Annotated in this window: 14 protein-coding genes, 2 tRNA genes and 5 pseudogenes; 14 read left to right on the plus strand and 7 right to left on the minus strand. The window is 66.8% G+C overall.

Annotation, left to right across the window (positions count from 1 at the left end):
• Positions 1-214: pseudogene (locus GJ629_RS16140) on the plus strand (enoyl-CoA hydratase/isomerase family protein); the annotation flags it as partial.
• 253 nt (positions 215-467) lie between these two features.
• The gene (locus GJ629_RS08155) at positions 468-914 is read left to right on the plus strand and encodes a hypothetical protein (protein WP_157512548.1); all 447 of its coding nucleotides are present in this window, start codon (positions 468-470) and stop codon (positions 912-914) included.
• Between the two features lie 15 nt (positions 915-929).
• Here the strand turns inward: GJ629_RS08155 and GJ629_RS08160 are convergent, their stop codons facing one another.
• Both GJ629_RS08160 and GJ629_RS08165 read right to left on the minus strand, forming a co-directional pair.
• Complete coding sequence (locus GJ629_RS08160) at positions 930-1,550, minus strand: bifunctional 2-polyprenyl-6-hydroxyphenol methylase/3-demethylubiquinol 3-O-methyltransferase UbiG (protein WP_157512549.1); 621 nt, start codon at positions 1,548-1,550, stop codon at positions 930-932.
• 39 nt (positions 1,551-1,589) lie between these two features.
• Positions 1,590-2,416, minus strand: a pseudogene (locus GJ629_RS08165) (NAD+ synthase).
• A 277-nt stretch (positions 2,417-2,693) separates the two neighbouring features.
• Here GJ629_RS08165 and GJ629_RS08170 point away from each other — a divergent pair.
• From GJ629_RS08170 to GJ629_RS08180, 3 genes and pseudogenes are all read left to right on the plus strand, one after another.
• Positions 2,694-2,764, plus strand: a tRNA-Gly gene (locus GJ629_RS08170).
• A 946-nt stretch (positions 2,765-3,710) separates the two neighbouring features.
• A pseudogene (locus GJ629_RS08175) lies at positions 3,711-4,699 on the plus strand (ornithine cyclodeaminase family protein).
• Between the two features lie 56 nt (positions 4,700-4,755).
• Positions 4,756-5,295 carry a hypothetical protein gene (locus tag GJ629_RS08180; protein ID WP_157512550.1) on the plus strand — a complete coding sequence of 180 codons (540 nt, stop codon included), beginning with the start codon at positions 4,756-4,758 and terminating at the stop codon, positions 5,293-5,295.
• 134 nt (positions 5,296-5,429) lie between these two features.
• Here the strand turns inward: GJ629_RS08180 and GJ629_RS08185 are convergent.
• Positions 5,430-5,502, minus strand: a tRNA-Arg gene (locus GJ629_RS08185).
• Between the two features lie 95 nt (positions 5,503-5,597).
• On the opposite strand from GJ629_RS08185, the gene GJ629_RS08190 reads away from it, so the two are divergent.
• From GJ629_RS08190 to GJ629_RS08210, 6 genes and pseudogenes are all read left to right on the plus strand, one after another.
• Positions 5,598-6,104, plus strand: coding sequence for a hypothetical protein (locus tag GJ629_RS08190; RefSeq protein WP_157512551.1), 507 nt, complete (start codon positions 5,598-5,600; stop codon positions 6,102-6,104).
• A 285-nt stretch (positions 6,105-6,389) separates the two neighbouring features.
• On the plus strand, positions 6,390-6,743 hold the full coding sequence (locus GJ629_RS08195; protein WP_370515832.1) for a winged helix-turn-helix domain-containing protein: 354 nt from the start codon (positions 6,390-6,392) through the stop codon (positions 6,741-6,743).
• 47 nt (positions 6,744-6,790) lie between these two features.
• Positions 6,791-7,093 carry a hypothetical protein gene (locus tag GJ629_RS08200; RefSeq protein ID WP_157512553.1) on the plus strand — a complete coding sequence of 101 codons (303 nt, stop codon included), beginning with the start codon at positions 6,791-6,793 and terminating at the stop codon, positions 7,091-7,093.
• 157 nt (positions 7,094-7,250) lie between these two features.
• Complete coding sequence (locus tag GJ629_RS16145; RefSeq protein WP_197428503.1) at positions 7,251-7,409, plus strand: hypothetical protein; 159 nt, start codon at positions 7,251-7,253, stop codon at positions 7,407-7,409.
• Between the two features lie 52 nt (positions 7,410-7,461).
• Positions 7,462-9,306, plus strand: a complete 1,845-nt coding sequence (locus tag GJ629_RS08205; RefSeq protein ID WP_157512554.1) for a UvrD-helicase domain-containing protein — start codon at positions 7,462-7,464, stop codon at positions 9,304-9,306.
• Positions 9,307-9,429: 123 nt separating this feature from the next.
• Positions 9,430-9,756: pseudogene (locus GJ629_RS08210) on the plus strand (peroxiredoxin); the annotation flags it as partial.
• 9 nt (positions 9,757-9,765) lie between these two features.
• Here the strand turns inward: GJ629_RS08210 and GJ629_RS08215 are convergent.
• Positions 9,766-10,626: an alpha/beta hydrolase gene (locus GJ629_RS08215; RefSeq protein ID WP_157512555.1), complete on the minus strand. Its 861-nt coding sequence runs from the start codon at positions 10,624-10,626 to the stop codon at positions 9,766-9,768.
• Between the two features lie 176 nt (positions 10,627-10,802).
• Between GJ629_RS08215 and leuS the strand changes: the two are divergent.
• Positions 10,803-13,684 (plus strand): annotated as a pseudogene (leuS, locus tag GJ629_RS08220) (leucine--tRNA ligase).
• Between the two features lie 81 nt (positions 13,685-13,765).
• Positions 13,766-14,374 (plus strand): DUF309 domain-containing protein, encoded by a 609-nt coding sequence (locus GJ629_RS08225; RefSeq protein ID WP_157512556.1) that lies wholly within the window; start codon positions 13,766-13,768, stop codon positions 14,372-14,374.
• Here the strand turns inward: GJ629_RS08225 and GJ629_RS08230 are convergent.
• The 3 genes from GJ629_RS08230 to GJ629_RS08240 are packed head-to-tail and all read right to left on the minus strand — an operon-like array spanning position 14,371 to position 15,313.
• Complete coding sequence (locus GJ629_RS08230) at positions 14,371-14,658, minus strand: hypothetical protein (RefSeq protein WP_197428505.1); 288 nt, start codon at positions 14,656-14,658, stop codon at positions 14,371-14,373. The two genes, GJ629_RS08225 and GJ629_RS08230, sit on opposite strands and share 4 nt — an antisense overlap.
• The gene (locus GJ629_RS08235; protein WP_157512557.1) at positions 14,655-14,975 is read right to left on the minus strand and encodes a hypothetical protein; all 321 of its coding nucleotides are present in this window, start codon (positions 14,973-14,975) and stop codon (positions 14,655-14,657) included. The genes GJ629_RS08230 and GJ629_RS08235 overlap by 4 nt, the downstream gene beginning before the upstream one ends.
• The gene (locus GJ629_RS08240) at positions 14,972-15,313 is read right to left on the minus strand and encodes a helix-turn-helix domain-containing protein (RefSeq protein ID WP_157512558.1); all 342 of its coding nucleotides are present in this window, start codon (positions 15,311-15,313) and stop codon (positions 14,972-14,974) included. Before GJ629_RS08240 ends, GJ629_RS08235 begins: the two co-directional genes overlap by 4 nt.
• A 213-nt stretch (positions 15,314-15,526) precedes the next feature.
• Here GJ629_RS08240 and GJ629_RS08245 point away from each other — a divergent pair.
• The coding region (locus GJ629_RS08245) for a universal stress protein (RefSeq protein WP_197428506.1) at positions 15,527-16,015 on the plus strand (489 nt) is incomplete at its 3' end.

Genomic DNA, 16,015 nt, shown 5'->3' on the forward strand with positions numbered 1-16,015 from the left:
CCGGGTCGTCGACGCCGATCAGGCGCGAGCGATGGGCCTCGTCTCGCAGGTCCGGGCGGACCCGCGGGCGGTCGCGGAGACGGTCGCCGGCCACGACGCGGCGGCCGTCCGGACGGTCGCGGGACTACTGCGCGAGGGCGGGACGCGGTCGGCACAGGAGGCCCGCGAGGCGACGGCGTTCGGGGAGTTGCTGGCCGAGCGGACCGTCGAGTGAACACCGAAATCGTTGTGTCCACTGATCGTCTACACCGTGTGAATGCCCGACTGCAAGTACTGTGATCGATCCTTCGACGGCGAGGAGTCCTACCACGAACACCTCGCCGAAACTCACGAGGCCGAACTGAGCCGGATCGACCGCCGGCGCATCGACGGGGTCTCCGTGGACGACGGCGAGTTCCCGACAGCCGGTCATCCTCGTCGGCGTCGTCGCCTTCGCCCTCCTGCTGGTCGCGTACGTGCTCCTGTTTATGGGCAACGGCGGCGGACCGAGCGACACCGTCAACGGCATCGACGTCGCGCAGACGCCGACCAGCGTCGGTAGCCAGCACCTCCACGGCCCGATCAACGTAACGATAAACGGGACGGAGCTTGACTTCAGCCAGCGCCAGTTCCAGCGACCCCAGGAGTTCGGTGCCTTCCACTTCGAGGGCGGCGACGGGGAGACGTGGCACGGCCACGCCCAAGGGATCACCCTCGAGTACGCGATGGCGACGCTCGGCATCGAGGTGACCGGGAACAGCGTCACCTACGACGGGACGACCTACAACGACAGCGACTCGGGCACGACCGTCGAGGTGTTGGTCGACGGCGACTCCGTCGACCCGTCGACCTACACGCTCAGCGGTCCCGCGGACGCGGACAACGCCCAGAGCGGTGACTTCATCGAGATATACGTCCGGACCGACGGTAGCTGAGCCACTCCGGATCGATCACTCCGGCGACCGGAACACCCGCACGGTGTCCCGGCTCGTCGGCTTGCAGACGATCTGGGCCATCCCCAGATCGGAGAAGACCTGCTTCCAGTCGCGGTGATACAGCGGAAACTCGCCGTCGACACAGCTCACTTCCGACCCCGGTCGCCCGCGGTCAGGACTGTTACCCTCGTTCTCGGCAGTGATCAGCAGTTCGTCGGTGATCCGGACCAGTTCCTCGAACACCCACTGCTCGTCGGGGTGGACGTGCTGGACTGTCTCGACGGAATAGACGACGTCGAAGGCGTCGTCGTCCATCTCCGGGACGATATCCTCTATCGGCCCCACGTGGAAGGTCCCCGCCGAGTGGAGTGTCGGGTACCGGTCGGCCATCACGTCGAAGGACTCGTCGTTGATGTCGATGCCCGTCAGGTTCCGGTAGCCGTCCTGTCTGAGGGCCTCGAGGTGGCGGCCGGAGCTACACCCGACTTCGAGGATGCGGGCGTCGGTCGAGACGTAGTACTCCAGCGCACTCGTGATCGCCTCGCTGACCTCGTTCTGGCCGATGTCGGCGTAGTACTCCGGCGAGAAGTTCCCCGAGCGCTCGGCCCAACTGCGTCGGTTGTCCTCCGGGTCCATACCGGAGTGTGTCGCGTTCGTGGATAAGTATCTGTAGGTCTACGGCCAGTCCGGGCCCGGCGGGAACGCCCGCTTGTGGGCGCTGCGTTCGTAGAGCCCCCGGACGTCCTCGACGACGTCCCGGTCGATGCCCAACTCGCGGGCGGTCGCGCTGGCCGGGATACCGGCCTCGATATGGAGCGCGAGGATAGCGTCGAGGGTGTCGTACTCGACACCGAGTTCCGCCTCGTCGGTCTGACCGACCCACATCCCGGCGGTCGGCGTCCGCTCGGTGACCGACTGGGGGACGCGACGTGGCGGGCGAGTTGGCGGACCTGCTGTTTGTAGAGGTTCGCGATTGGGAGGCAGTCGACGGCGCCGTCGCCGTACTTCGTGAAGTAGCCGACCAGCGCCTCCGTCCGGTTGCCCGTCCCGACAACGATGGCGTCCTCGTGGTTGGCGACGAAGTAGTTCAGGACCGCCCGCGTCCGGACGCGGACGTTGCCCGCCGCCATCCGGTCGGCTTCGGCCTCCGGCACCGCGTCGAAGAAGGCCTCCGCTATCGGTTCGATCTCGATCACGTCGTAGGGGATGTCGAAAGTGTCGGCGACGCGTTCGGCATCGCTCATCGTCGCCTCGTCGTTGACCTTCCCCGGCATCACCAGTCCGCGGACGTTCTCGGGACCGAGCGCTTCGGCCGTGAGGCCCGCGACGAGGCCGCTGTCGACGCCGCCGGAGATGGCCACGACGGCGCTGTCGACGCCGGCCGCGTCGACCTGTGCCTCGATGAAGTCGGTGATGTGGTCGGTTCGCTCGCGCAGTTCCGCGTCGTCGAAGGTGAGGTCGGGCGGCGATTCGGCCCGTGTGATCGTCTCGCTCTGGGACATATAGAGGGCGATTGGCGTGGAATAGACTAATATGCACGGCTTCCCGCAGTCGCGCTGGACACACGTCGAGTCGGGTGGAAGCGCTACGTTGAAGTGGCACGACCGTGCTACATCTGGTAGACGCGCCGTCTGTCGGATGGCGCGGATGCGTGCGCCGGTGGCGAGCAGTTTCGGAGAAACTGTAAGCCTCGGCGCGAACGAAGCGGACGCGCGCCGGTGGTGAGCAAATCCGGAGGATTTGCGAACCTCGGCGCGCGAGTGAACGAAGTGAACGAGCGCGCCGGTGGTCTAGTGGTAGGACATGAGCTTCCCAAGCTCATAGCCCGGGTTCAATTCCCGGCCGGCGCATTTTGCGGCGAACAATCCGTGAGCCGCAGATGCAACTCTGTGGGAATTGAACCACGCGAGACGAGCACCGCGAGTCTCGCAATCGGGTTCAATTCCCGGCCGGCGTCCGTCCGAGCGAAGCGAGGGCGGGCTCGTTGGACGTCAGTACAACGGTGCATAGTGGGACCGAACGAAGTGAGGCCCCGGACATCGAACGGGGAGCGAAGCGACCCGTGAGGCTTCTGCGAGGAACCTGACGAGCAACGAATAGACCGACCGGCCTTCGCGATCTCGAAGCGTTCGACGGAGTGGAGGTCTCGAACGAGTTCTGTATAGCTGATATAGGTTTACTATACATATACAGCGTGATCTCCGGGACAAGCGACCCCACCGAGAGAAGCCGTGACAGGCCCGAGGCTCAGTCTCCGGAGTCACTTTGAGCAGAGATACGGCGCCTCAGGGTTCCGTCGTGGCCCTCGATCCGAAGGCGGGCGTCTGACTATACCCGTGATCCGCGACGGTGGCGGATAGGGGCAGTCAGTCGAGGAGTGTCGAGGTCCGCTATCGACGGGTGGTCCGGCGAACAACCAGTGCTCGACTGCGAGAACACCGCCGATCAAAAAAGCGGTGGTCGATACGTCGCGGGGAGTGTGTCGTGTCACAGACAACGTATCGTGTAGCGTGGACGCTGTGACTCGCTTAGGGAGATTCCGGCTTCGTAGGTCCGTCTCGAAGCGGTTCCCGCCAGTTGCCGGAGATCAGCTGTAGGAGACCGATAAATTATTGAATGCTATATCAAATGGAGTACAGAGAGACGATAGGATTGATTGTTCGCTACGTCTCTGTGTGTCCGTTACTGGGGATATCCGGCGAGCGGCTAGGAGTCGAACGACTCGCTGACGAAAGACAGACGAGAGTGGCCCAACCCACGGTGACCGTTAAGTCGGTCCGCGGAGGACGTGTCGGTATGCAGACGCGCTTGCTCCCGGCAGCGGTCGTCGAAGACCACGCGGACCTCGCGGCCGTCGTCCCGGCCGTCGAGGCGGCGTTCGCCGCCTACGAACGCGGCGACGTCCAGATGCCAGCGAAGTCCTACATCGACCTCCCGCGGTACAACGGTGACTTCCGGTCGATGCCGGCGTACCTCGACACGGGCGAGTGGGACGCCGCCGCGGTGAAGTGGGTGAACGTCCACCCGGACAACGAGGCGGAGTACGGCCTCCCGACGGTGATGGGAACGATCATCTACTCCGAGCCGCGAAACGCCTTCCCGCTGGCGCTGATCGACGGCACGACGATCACCCGCCTCCGGACGGGCGCGGCCGCCGCCGTCGCGACCGACCACCTCGCGCGCGCCGACGCCACCTCGATGGGCCTCGTCGGTGCGGGCACGCAAGCATACACGCAACTGGAGGCCATCGCCACGGTACGGGACATCAACTCCGTCGTCGTCACCGACGTAGAGGAGGAAGCCGTCGCTGATTTCGTCGATACCTTCGAAGGCAGATTCGACGTGCGGCCCGGGTCGGTCGACGAAGCGGCGGCGTGTGACATCGTCTCGACGCTGACGCCCGTCGAGGACCCAATCGTCACGTCGGTCGGCGACCACACGCACGTCAACGCGATGGGGGCCGACGCCGTCGGGAAACACGAGATAGCGGACGCGGTCCTCGAAGACGCGACGCTCGTCATCGACGACTACGAGCAGTGTACTCACTCCGGCGAGATCAACGTCCCGTGGAGCGCGGGCGCCTCGACGACGAGGACATCTACGCTGAACTGGGTGCAATCATCACCGACCGCGTCCCCGGCCGCGGCGAGGACGGCGGTCCCGAGGGCGTCACGGTGTTCGACTCGACGGGACTGGCGATTCAGGATGTCGCGGCCGCCCACGTCGCCTACGAGCGAGCGGACGCGGCCGGCGCCGGAACGCTCTTTTCCCTCGTAGGAACCTGAGAGACAGAGCGCGGAACGGCAGTACAATTTTGACGATGGCTACCGAGACGACGCGTGTGCAGCGACGGAGGCTCCTCCGGTCGGTCGGTGGTATCGCCGCAGTCACGAGTACGACTCTTCTCGCCGGGTGTTCCGGGGACGACGGAAGCGACGAGCAAGAGGATGACGACGACGAGGACGACGACGCGACGGACGACCAACAACCCGCGGACGGGACCGGGCCCGCGAGTGGACTCGGCAGTGGCGGCGACTCCGAGGCACCGAGCGCGAACTTCGAGATGGATTACAGCGAGGGCGAGCCCATCGCCGAGTCGTCGGCTGATGGGTACGTGGAGATAACGCACGCGAACGGTGACGCCATCCCCGCGGAGTCGCTGGTGGTGCAGGGAACCGGCGTGTATCCACGCGGCGACGGGCGGTGGCCGAACCAGTACGTCGACGGGAGCGGGGCGACGGACTCGTCCGTCGGAGACGTCACGGCCGGCGTCGGTATCGCGGTCGACGTCGACAGCGACTACCAAGTCCAAGTCGTCTGGAACCCCCCGCAGGAAGTGAGTTCGACGGTGCTATCCGAACAGAGCGGTCCCGACGCCTGAGTCGCGTCGCTCGCGGTGTCGCGTCGACAGAAACGTCCGGACGGAGTCCCACGCGAGCGACGCGAGCGTGGGGCACGTCCGGGCCGAACGACAACGCGGACGCTGAACGAAGTGACGTGTCCGCGAGGAGTGAGCGTCCGGACGGAGATTTGAACTCCGGTCCCTGGCTCCGCAAGCCAAGAGGATAGTCCACTACCCTACCCGGACTCACTCCTCCGTACACCGGTCCCGGCTAAAGGGGTTACGATTCGGCGGCCGAAGTCGGCGACAGGAATATCCCGCCCGGTCGTCTCTATCGAGGTATGCAACGCCGGAGCGTACTTCGGGCGTGTGGGGCGGTAGGAGTCGCCGGACTGGCGGGCTGTGGGTCCCGCGGTGAGGTGACCGACGACGAGGACGACGCCGGGTCTGCATCGCGGACGACAGCCGAGGGGACACCGACGACAACAGCGGCACCGCCGACGCTCGTCGAGACGACCATCGGAGGCCGGGGAGACATCCTGTGGGGAGGGGAGAGACGAGGCGAGCGTCACCTTCGAGTCGGAGAGACTACCGTCGCCGTCGACGGCACCATCGGGGCACCGAACCCCTGCCACACGCCGACGGTCGACGCCGTCAGCTACGACGACGAGGCCGACCGACTGTCGCTGACGGTCGGTGTCGAGAGCGGGGACACGATCTGTACGGAGTGTATCGGTGATCTCCCGTACACGGTCACGACGACGTTCGAAGGGGGATTACCGGGCCGCGTCGTCGTCGACCACGCCGGCGTCGAGTCGCCGGTCGCTGACGAGACGGACGAAGAGTAAGCGATGTGACCCAACCCACCACGGGGGTGACACCCAAAGGGGAGAGCCGGCGAGACCCACGAAATCGCCGGTCAGGATCGGCCAGCGTCGCACCTGCCATCGGCCGCGACGGGGCGCGTGTGCCGGGGCGCACAGGCCGGCACCGCGCGCGTCGAGTGACGCTGGCGACGATCCATTCGATGGATGCCGCCGTACGGTATTAATCATCCAGCAGTGTTTTCTGGCTGTGAAACGACTCCACCGGAGCAACAAGCCTTTTTCACGCTCGCTCCGAAGGGGGTGACTGTGGACGACGACGACAGAAGTATCGAGGAGATTCTTGATACGATAGGGGACGAACACGCCCGGCGGGTCCTCGCGGCGGTCAGCCGCGAGCCGAAATCCGCCAAACAGCTCGGCGAGGAGTGTGACCTGTCGCTCCCGACGGTCTACCGTCGGATAGAGATCCTCAAGGAGTACGATCTGGTCACCGACCGGACGCTGGTAGCCGACGACGGCAACCACTACAAGGTCTTCGAGTCGAACTTCGAGAGCACCGTCATCTCGCTGGAGGACGACGAGTACAAGGTCCGCATCTACCGGTCGGAGAACCTTCCGGACCGTTTCGGACAACTGTGGGACGAACTCGGCTCGGAGTGACCGGAATAGCTTTGCGGCAGGCCCGCAACTGACCGCCCAACGCAGCTATGGCTGATATCAGTATCTTGCTCGCCCGCGGCGCGCTGGTTCTGATGCGGCTGGCCCTGTTCGGCCTGTCGCTCGGGTTGACCGTGATCAGTTTTCAGGCTTACCGTCAACAGCAATCCACCCGGCTCCAGTACGCCTTCGTCGGGTTCGCGTTCATCAGTATGGGGGTCGCCGTCACGAACATCGTCGCCCAGATCGGGATCACGTCGGCTTCGGAGCTCGCGCGGTTGTTCTTCCAGGCCGCCGAGACCATCCCGTTCATCGTCGGGTTCGCGATGCTGTACCTCTCGCTGTACCGCTGATACTGGGTCGTGTCGGTCGTTCGGTATCGACTGGTCGAGTTCGGACAGTCACACCGGAACACAGCTACGAGAAACGCTGTGAGACCGTTCGTTTCCTTTCTGTAACGAAAGATACTTAGTAGAAAACGGCCACCACTTGGCTACGGAGCGTTCGGATATGCCAGAATGTCAGAACTGCGGCGCGTTCGTGACGAAGGCGTACGCCCGGGTGTTCACGCCGCGTGGTGTCGAGCAACCGCGTGTCTGCCCGGACTGTGAGGACAAACTCAGGGACGGCGGGGACGTCCGCGAGGCGCGGTCGCCGCGGCACTCCTGACCTCGTCGAGAAGTCACGCTGTTTATGCCGGTGGAGACCGTTTCTATCCCCAATGACTGATGCGAGTCCCCAGGTGGTCCGCCTGTTCGGTGGGCCGGGGAGCGGGAAGACGACAGCCCTCCTCGACCGGGTCGAGCAGTTGCTCGAAGACGACGCAGTCGACGTCCGCGACGTGCTGGTCGTCTCCTACACCCGGGCTGCCGCCGCCGAGATACGCGACCGACTGGCCGAGCGACTGGATGTCTCCCCCCGGTCGCTGAAAGGCAACGTCTGTACGATGCACGCCAAGGCCTACGAACTGTTGAACCTCTCGCGGGGCGACGTGGTCGGCGAGGACGAGAAGGCCGAGTTCTGCGAGCAGTACGGGCTGGAGTTCGAGGACGAGTACGAGGGGTCCCGTCGCCGGTCGGCCCGGTCGACCACGATGGGGAACAAGGTCATCGCGACCAGCCAGTGGCTCCAGCGGACCCGCCGCGACGTGGCCGACTGGTACGACGTCCCCTTCCAGTGGAACGTCGAGAAGGTTCGGCTCCCGCCCGAGGAGGATCCCAACTCCCAGACCGGCAACAAGTACACGCCGACGTGGCCCAGCGACGACGACAGGGTCGACATCCCCGAGGCCATCCGGGCCTGGCGGAGTTACAAGGGCGACAACGACCTCGTCGGGTTCGCCGACATGCTCGAACGGGTCAGACAGCGCTCGCTGCTCCCGAACGTCGAGTACCTGATCATCGACGAGTTCCAGGACATCACGACCCTCCAGTACGACGTCTACGACGAGTGGAAACCCCACATGGAGAAGATTCTCATCGCGGGCGACGACGACCAGGTCGTCTACGCCTGGCAGGGGGCAGACCCGGACCTCCTGCTGGAGGAAGACGTCGACACCGACGAGGTGTTGCCCAACTCCTACCGGCTTCCCTCCCGCATCCTCAACGCCGTCAACCGCGAGGTGAGCCACATCGACAAGCGCCAGGAGAAAGACCTCAACCCGCGCAAGGAGGGCGGCCGCGTCGAGGCCGTCCAGAGCCCGTCGATGCTGGATCTGGTCCGGAACGTCCGGACGACGATCGAGGCCGACGAGGACGGGACGGCGATGCTGCTGTTTCGGGCCCGCTACCAGATGTTTCAGTTCATCGACGAGTTCATCGACGAGGGCATTCCCTTCCGGTGTCTCACCGACCAGCGGATGTGGACCGAACGGCTCACCCAGTACGTCCGCGGCATCGAGGCCGTCGACGCCGACGAGCGCCTGAGCGCGCTGGAGGCCCGCCGGTTGGCCGATATGCTCGCCGACTCGGCGTTCGGCACCGGCGACCGCGACGACCTCTTCGACGCGATAGACGACATCACCGACGCCGCCGACACCGACGACCTAGAGGAGATTCCGGTCGCGCCGGACGTGATCCGCGACCACGCGCCGTTCGCTCCCGAACCGGTCGCCGCCGGCGATATGCTCCGGAAGGTCACCTCCTTCCAGCAGCGCAGCGTCGACGCCTACTTCGGCGGGGACTACACCGGGATGGACCCCTCGCGCCTCCGGGTCGGCACCATCCACTCCGCGAAGGGTCGGGAGGCCGACCACGTCTTCGTCGGCACCGACCTCACCGAGAAGGTGGTCGAGCAGATGGCCGCGACCGCCGCACAGAACGACATCCACGTGCCCGGCGACGAGGAGTTCACCAAGCACACCTCGCCGGTGCCGACGCTGACCGACAACGAGCGCCGGGTGTTCTACGTCGGGATGTCCCGCGCCCGCGAGCGCCTCGTCCTCATGGAGAATCTCGTCGACGGCGCGCCCACCCTCCCGGTGGACGTCCTCCTCAACAACGAACCGACGGGCGCCTCCATCGACGAACTGATCGCCGAGGCCGAAGAGCCAATCGCCGCCGACTGATGACGCCACCGACCGGCACCCCGGCCCCCACGTTCGCCGCGACGAACCAGTTCGGCGAGCGCGTCGTCGTCGAGTACGACCGCCCGACGGGTCCTCTTTTTCTACCCGCGGGACGGCACCCCCGGGTGTACGACCGAGGCGACGGAGTTCGACGACCACCTCGACACCTTCGAGTCCGCCGGCGTCGCCGTCTACGGCCTCTCGACGGACGACGAGGAGAGCCACCGCGAGTTCGCGGCCGACCACGACCTCGAAGTCCCGTTGCTCGCGGACCCGGAGGGCAACGTCGCCGAGGCCTTCGACGTGCCGGTGACAGACGGCGCGGCCCAGCGGACGACGCTCGTCGTCGTCGACGGGACGGTCCGGGCCATCTACGAGGGGGTCGCCCCCGAGGGCCACGCCCGGGACGTCGTCGACGACCTCGCTGAGACGGGCCTCGTCCGGCCCTGACCGTCCGGCTCAGCCCGCAAATCCATCCCGCACGTCACTCGCCACGTCGGCGATAGCGTCGGTCGCGGCGTCGATGCTCGCCGACATCGAGACGAAGCCGTGGATCATCTCCGAGTACTCCCGGCGGGTCACGTCGACGCCGGCCGCATCTAGCTGGTCCGCGTAGGCCCGCCCGCCGTCCCGGAGCGGGTCGTGCCCGGCCGTGAGCACCGTCGCCGGCGGTAGATCCGAGTGGTCACAGGCCCGTGCGGGGTCACCGTAGGGGTTTTCGAGGTGGATGTCGCTCCCGTAGTACCAGTCACGGAACGCCTCGATGTCCCCCCGAGTCAGGATGGTGCCGCCGTGGTCACGGACAGACGCTTGGTCCTCGCGGACGCCGATGCCGGGGTACAGCAGCGCCTGATAGTCGATGTCCGGGCCGTCGCGGTCTCTGGCCGCGAGAGTCGTGACGGCGGCAAGGTTCCCGCCGGCGCTGTCGCCGGCGACCGCGAGGCGGCCGTCGCCGTCGAGGCGGTCGGGGTGCTGTGCCGCCCACTCGGTGGCAGCGATGGCATCCTCGACGGCCGCGGGGAAGGGGTGTTCCGGCGCGAGGCGGTACGCGACCGAGCAGACGACGCAGTCGCTCTCGCGGGCGAGGTACCGACAGACCGCGTCGTGGCTGTCGAGGCTCCCGCTGACGAACCCGCCGCCGTGGAAGAACACGACCGTCGGGAACGGTCCCGCTCCCTCGGGTCGGTAGACCCGGACCGGGATGTCGCCGTCCGGGCCGGGGACGGTGCCGTCGGTGACGCTGCCGACGGCCGGCGGGTCGCGGTTGCGGAGCCACGCGCCGAGTGCCGTTATCGCCCGCCAGACCGTCGGGCTGTCCATCGGGAGTATCGACCGGAGGCGTCGCTGGCGGGCCGCGACGCGGCCGCCTGCGGGTGGAGGTCCTCGCTCATAGCTGCGTTGTCGGCGCACGCGGACAAAAGTCTCCCGCGTGGTGGAGGGGGCGCTCGGCCCCGGTATGGTAGCGTTTTTTACCGCGGCCGCGGGAAACGGAGCGTATGACTGACGACACCGACGCGCCCGGCTACGACCCGGGCGCGGTCGAACAGAAGTGGCGCACTCGCTGGGCCGAGTCGGGCCGCTACGAGGCCGACCCGGAGGGCGACGACGACCCGACGTTCATCACCGTCCCCTACCCCTACCCCAGCGGCGGGATGCACATCGGCCACTGCCGGACGTTCACCGTCCCGGACGTCTACGCCCGCTACCGCCGCCTGCAGGGCGACAACGTCCTCTTCCCGCTTGGCTGGCACGTCACCGGGACGCCCATCGTCGGGGCCGTCGAGCGGCTCAAAGAGGGCGAGGAGGAGCAACTGTCGGTCCTGCGTGACACCTACAACGTCCCCGAGGACACCCTGACCGACCTGGAGACGCCGATGGGATTCGCCCGCTACTTCATCGAGAACCACTACAAGAAGGGGTTCAAGCAACTGGGCCTGTCGGTCGACTGGCGGCGGGAGTTCACGACCAACGACGAGCGCTACTCGAAGTTCATCACGTGGCAGTACGAGACCCTCCACGACCGCGGCCTGCTGGAAAAGGGCCTCAACCCCGTCAACTACTGCACCAACGAGGACCAACCGGTCACCACCCACGACCTGCTTGAGGGCGAGGAGGCAGAGTTCCAGGAGTTCTCGCTGATCAAGTTCACCGTCGAGATAGACGGCGAGGAAGTCATCGCACCGATGGCGACGCTCCGTCCCGAGACGGTCCGTGGCGTCACCAACGCTTTCGTCAATCCCGACGGGGAGTACATGCTGGCCGAGGTTGACGACGAGACGTGGTTTATCTCCGCCGACGCCGCCGAGAAGTTCGACCTCCAAGCCCGCGAGGTCGAGGTCGTCCGGTCGGTCGACCCCGCCGACGTGATCGGTAGCCGCGCGACCAACCCCGTCACCGGCGACGAGGTGCTGTTGCTCCCGGCCGGGTTCGTCGACCCCGACAACGCCACGGGCGTCGTGATGTCCGTGCCCGCCCACTCCCCCGACGACTACCTCGCGCTACAGGAGGCCAAGGCCGACGACGACCGGATGGCCGAGTTCGGTATCGACCCCGACGAGGTCGACGCCATCGAACCGGTCCCCATCCTCGAAATCGAGGGGTACGGCGAGATTCCGGCCCGCGACGCCGTCGAGTCCGCGGGCATCGACTCCAGCGAGGACCCCGAACTGGAAGAAGTCACCGCGGACCTCTATCAGGACGAGTTCCACAGTGGGGAGTTGCTCGATTCCTACGGCGAGTTCGCCGGCGAGGTCATCGAGGACGTCCGCGAGCGATTCCGGGACCACTACCGCGAGGAAGGGCTGTTCGACCTGATGTACGAGTTCACCGAGGAGGTCGTCTGTCGCTGTGGCGGCGACGTCGAGGTGGCCCGCGCGGACACGTGGTTCCTGCGGTACAACGACGACGAGTGGAGCGAAAAAGCCCACGCGGCCGTCGACCAGTTGACCGCTATCCCCGAGAGCACCCGCGAGCAGTACGACCACACCATCGACTGGTTGGAGGAGTGGCCCGCCATCCGCAACTACGGGCTGGGGACGCGGTTGCCGTTCGACGACGACTTCGTCATCGAACCGCTGAGCGACTCGACCATCTACATGTCCTACTACACCATCGCCCACCGCCTACAGGACGTGCCGGCCGAGGCGATGGACCGGGCCTTCTTCGACACGCTGTTCTACGGTCCCGAGGCCGTCGAGGACCCGGACGAGCGGGCGCTGGAGTTGCGCGAGGAGTGGGAGTACTGGTATCCCGTCGACGTCCGGTGTTCGGGCAACGACCTCATCCAGAACCACCTCACGTTCTACCTCTATCACCACGCCGAACTGTTCGAGGAACCCGACTGGCCACAGGGCATCACCGTGATGGGGATGGGCCTGCTTGAGGGCAAGAAGATGTCCTCCTCGAAGGGCCACGTCGTCCTGCCGGGCGAGGCCATCGAGGAGTACGGTGCCGACACCGTCCGCTTTTTCCTGTTGAACTCCGCCGAGCCGTGGCAGGACTTCGACTGGCGGGCCGACCAGGTGTCGACGACCCGCGACCAGCTAAACCGGTTCCACGACCGCGCACAGGCCGTCGTCGACACCGACGTGCCCGAGGCGCCCGCGAGGACCTCCAGCACATCGACCACTGGCTCCTCTCGAAGCTCCAGGGGACCGTCGAGGCGGCCACCGAGTCGATGGAGCGCTTCGAGACCCGCAGCGCCTCACAGGCCGCGTTCTACGAGTTCGACGAGTACCTCACGTGGTACCGCCGCCGGACCGACACCGACCGCCCCGGCGCGAAGTGGGCGCTCCGGGAGGTCCTGCGGGTCCGCCTGCGCCTGCTCGCGCCCTTCGTCCCGTTCCTGGCGAACGAACTCCACGAGCAGTTGACGGGCGAGGCCGTCGAGGAGGCCGCGTGGCCGACCCCCGACCCCGAGTTCCAGTCGACCCGCACGGAGGTCGAGGAGTCGCTGATCGAGGACGTCCTCGACGACGTGGCCGACATCGCCGACGTGACCGACACCGACCCCGAGACGGTCAGGCTGTACGTCGCCGCCGACTGGAAGCACACGGTGTTCGAGACGGTGGTCGACACCGGCCCGGACGTCGGCGCGGTGATGGGCGAGGTGATGCAAGACGAGGCGCTCCGGGAGAAAGGTGACGCCGTCAACGACCTCGCACAAGCGATGGTCAGTGTCGTCCGCGAACGCGACGAGAAGACGCTGGCCGCGATGACCGAGGTTGACGAACAGGCCGTCTACGAGGCCGCGAGCGAGTTCCTCGCGGCGGAGTTCGACGCCACCGTCGAGGTGTACGCCGAGGACGACGACCCGCCGGACCCCGCCGGCAAAGCGGGACAGGCCGAACCGTTCCGCCCCGCGGTCTACATCGAGTAGGGCGGCGTCGCTCTCCGGTACCGTCACGATGGACTCGCCGGTCGCGAAAGGCACATTCGCGTGGCCGGCGAACGGCCGGGTATGCAGGCGCACCTCTGGGCCGGGGCCGCCGTCTACAACGCCGGCCACTACCACGCCGCCCACGACGCGTGGGAGGAGCGCTGGCTCTCCCTCCCGGACGGCGACCGCAAGGACGCCCTCCAAGGACTGATCCAGTTCACCGCGGCGGTGTACCACGTGACACAGGACAACCCCGAGGGCGCGGCGGGATTGGCCGAGAGTGCGACCGACTACGTAGACGGCGCGGGCGACTCCTTCGAGGGGGTCGCACTCGGCCCGGTCAGAGAGGGGCTCGCCGCCGTCGCGGCCGACCCCGAAGACCCTGGCGAATCGTTCCCGCCGCCCATTACCTTCGAAGGTATCGAGCCGTCGCTGGCGGACCTCGGCTTCGAGGCGACGGTGATAGCGGCACCCGTCCTCGCCGAAGCGCTCGGGTACGACGAGGCGGTGTTCGAACAGGCGGCCGAATACGCCCGCGAAGACGTCGACGAGCGCGGCCGGTCGCCGTTCGTGAGTCTCCTGTTCGACTTCGTCCGGGAGCCCGAGAGCCGCGGCATCGCCGCCCAGCGACTGGGCGAACACGTCGGTCGGCGGGAGCAACGCGAGAGCGACGTAGACGGGCTGTTCTAGGCTCTCGTCAGCGAGTAGCCGACGGCGAGCAGTCCGAGTACGTCGACCGTCTGGAGGGCGACGCCGACGGCTGCGGCCGAAAGCGGGGCCAGCGACAGCAGGAAGTGGACCGGTCCGAGGAGGGCGAGGCCGACTGCCAGAAACAGCATCGGACGGCTGTCGTTGCGCCGGTAGCCCCGGAAGGCCTGATAGGCGACGAGGCTCCCGACGACGACGCCGAGAGCGAGCACCGCGAACCAGACACTCTCGGCGCTGACGGTCACGCTCTGGAGGGGGAGAGTCACTCGCCACCACCTCCGGCGTAGATAGAGACGAGGATCACCGTGAGGCCGGCGACGCGATAGCCGTCAGCGAGGACGTTTACGAGGGTCGGGTCCAACTCGGTCGCGGCCGACAGGCCGATGTTGACGACTTTCGGAACGGCGACGATACACAGGAGGCCGACCGCAAGCGCGAGCAGCCGCCGGTTTCGGGTGCGTCGGTAGCCCCCGAACGCACGGACAGCGATCAACAGCGCGAGCGCGACGGAGACGGCGACGCCGGCGAAGAGGCTCACGGCGGTCAGTTGGCCGGCGCCGAGAGCGAGGGCTGTCGGGATCATCTGAGTTCGTCGTACAGTTTCGTGAACCGATCCGCCGGGTCGGTGACCCGCGTTATCTCGACGGTGAACTCACCGTCGTCCAGTTCGACCGTGACGCGCTGGAGGTTCGCCCGGTAGGTCTTGAAGTGGTGGCCGTCCGGGTCCAGTTGCCGGTCAACCTCCAACAGGTCGTGTTCGGTCAACTCCTCCAGTCGGCGGTATATGGTCGGCTCGGAGGCCCCGCAGGCCTCGGCGAGTTCGGTCGCCGAGTGGGTCTCGACGCTGGTGTGGGCGAGGATCTCGCGGGCGTAGTCGTCCTCCAGCAGCGAGGCGACCGCCGCGAGGTCCTCGTCACTCATCGCCCCACCGTTCCCCCGGCGACACCAAAAACCCCGGAGACTCCGGCCGCCTGCCGGTGCTGACCGGGAGGGGCGAGCGCCGCGCGATGTCGACCGTCGTGCCCACGGCCGGGGAGACGGGACCCACGGATAAATCCGTCCGGTCAGCGCTTCAGGATCTGAAAGTCGGTGCGGTACCAACGCTTATTCCCGCTGGCGGCGAACGAGTAGAGAATGAACACGCACGCGGCCGAGGGGGACGTACTCGTCGCCGTCGCCGACCCGGATCACGTCCAGCAACTCGTCCGGACCGCAAGCGCCCTCACCGACGGGACGGTCAGGCTGGTCACCGTCGTCGTCAAGCCCCACGACTCGCCGTTCGGACTGTTCAGCGACGACACCATCCGCCGGGACTTCGCCGGGGACAGCCGTGACCTCCTCGCGCGGGCCGACCCGCCCGCGGGCGTCAGCGTCGAACGGGACCTCGTCGTCGGCCGCTCGGTCGCCGACGGCCTGCTTGCCGCCGTCGCGGAGTACGACTCGAACGCGCTCATCGTCGGCTGGCAGGGCGGCAGTCGGACCGACAGCATACTCGGGTCGACCGTCGACCGACTGGTCGAGAGAGAGCAACAGCAGCGGCGAGATCGGTCGGCGCGTCGACCTGCCGTCGTCGGTCGGGTCCAGCCACTACACCGTGACCGTGGTGAACCGCTCGGGAGCCGC

The organism is Halapricum sp. CBA1109 (assembly GCF_009741825.1).
Taxonomy (GTDB): domain Archaea; phylum Halobacteriota; class Halobacteria; order Halobacteriales; family Haloarculaceae; genus Halapricum.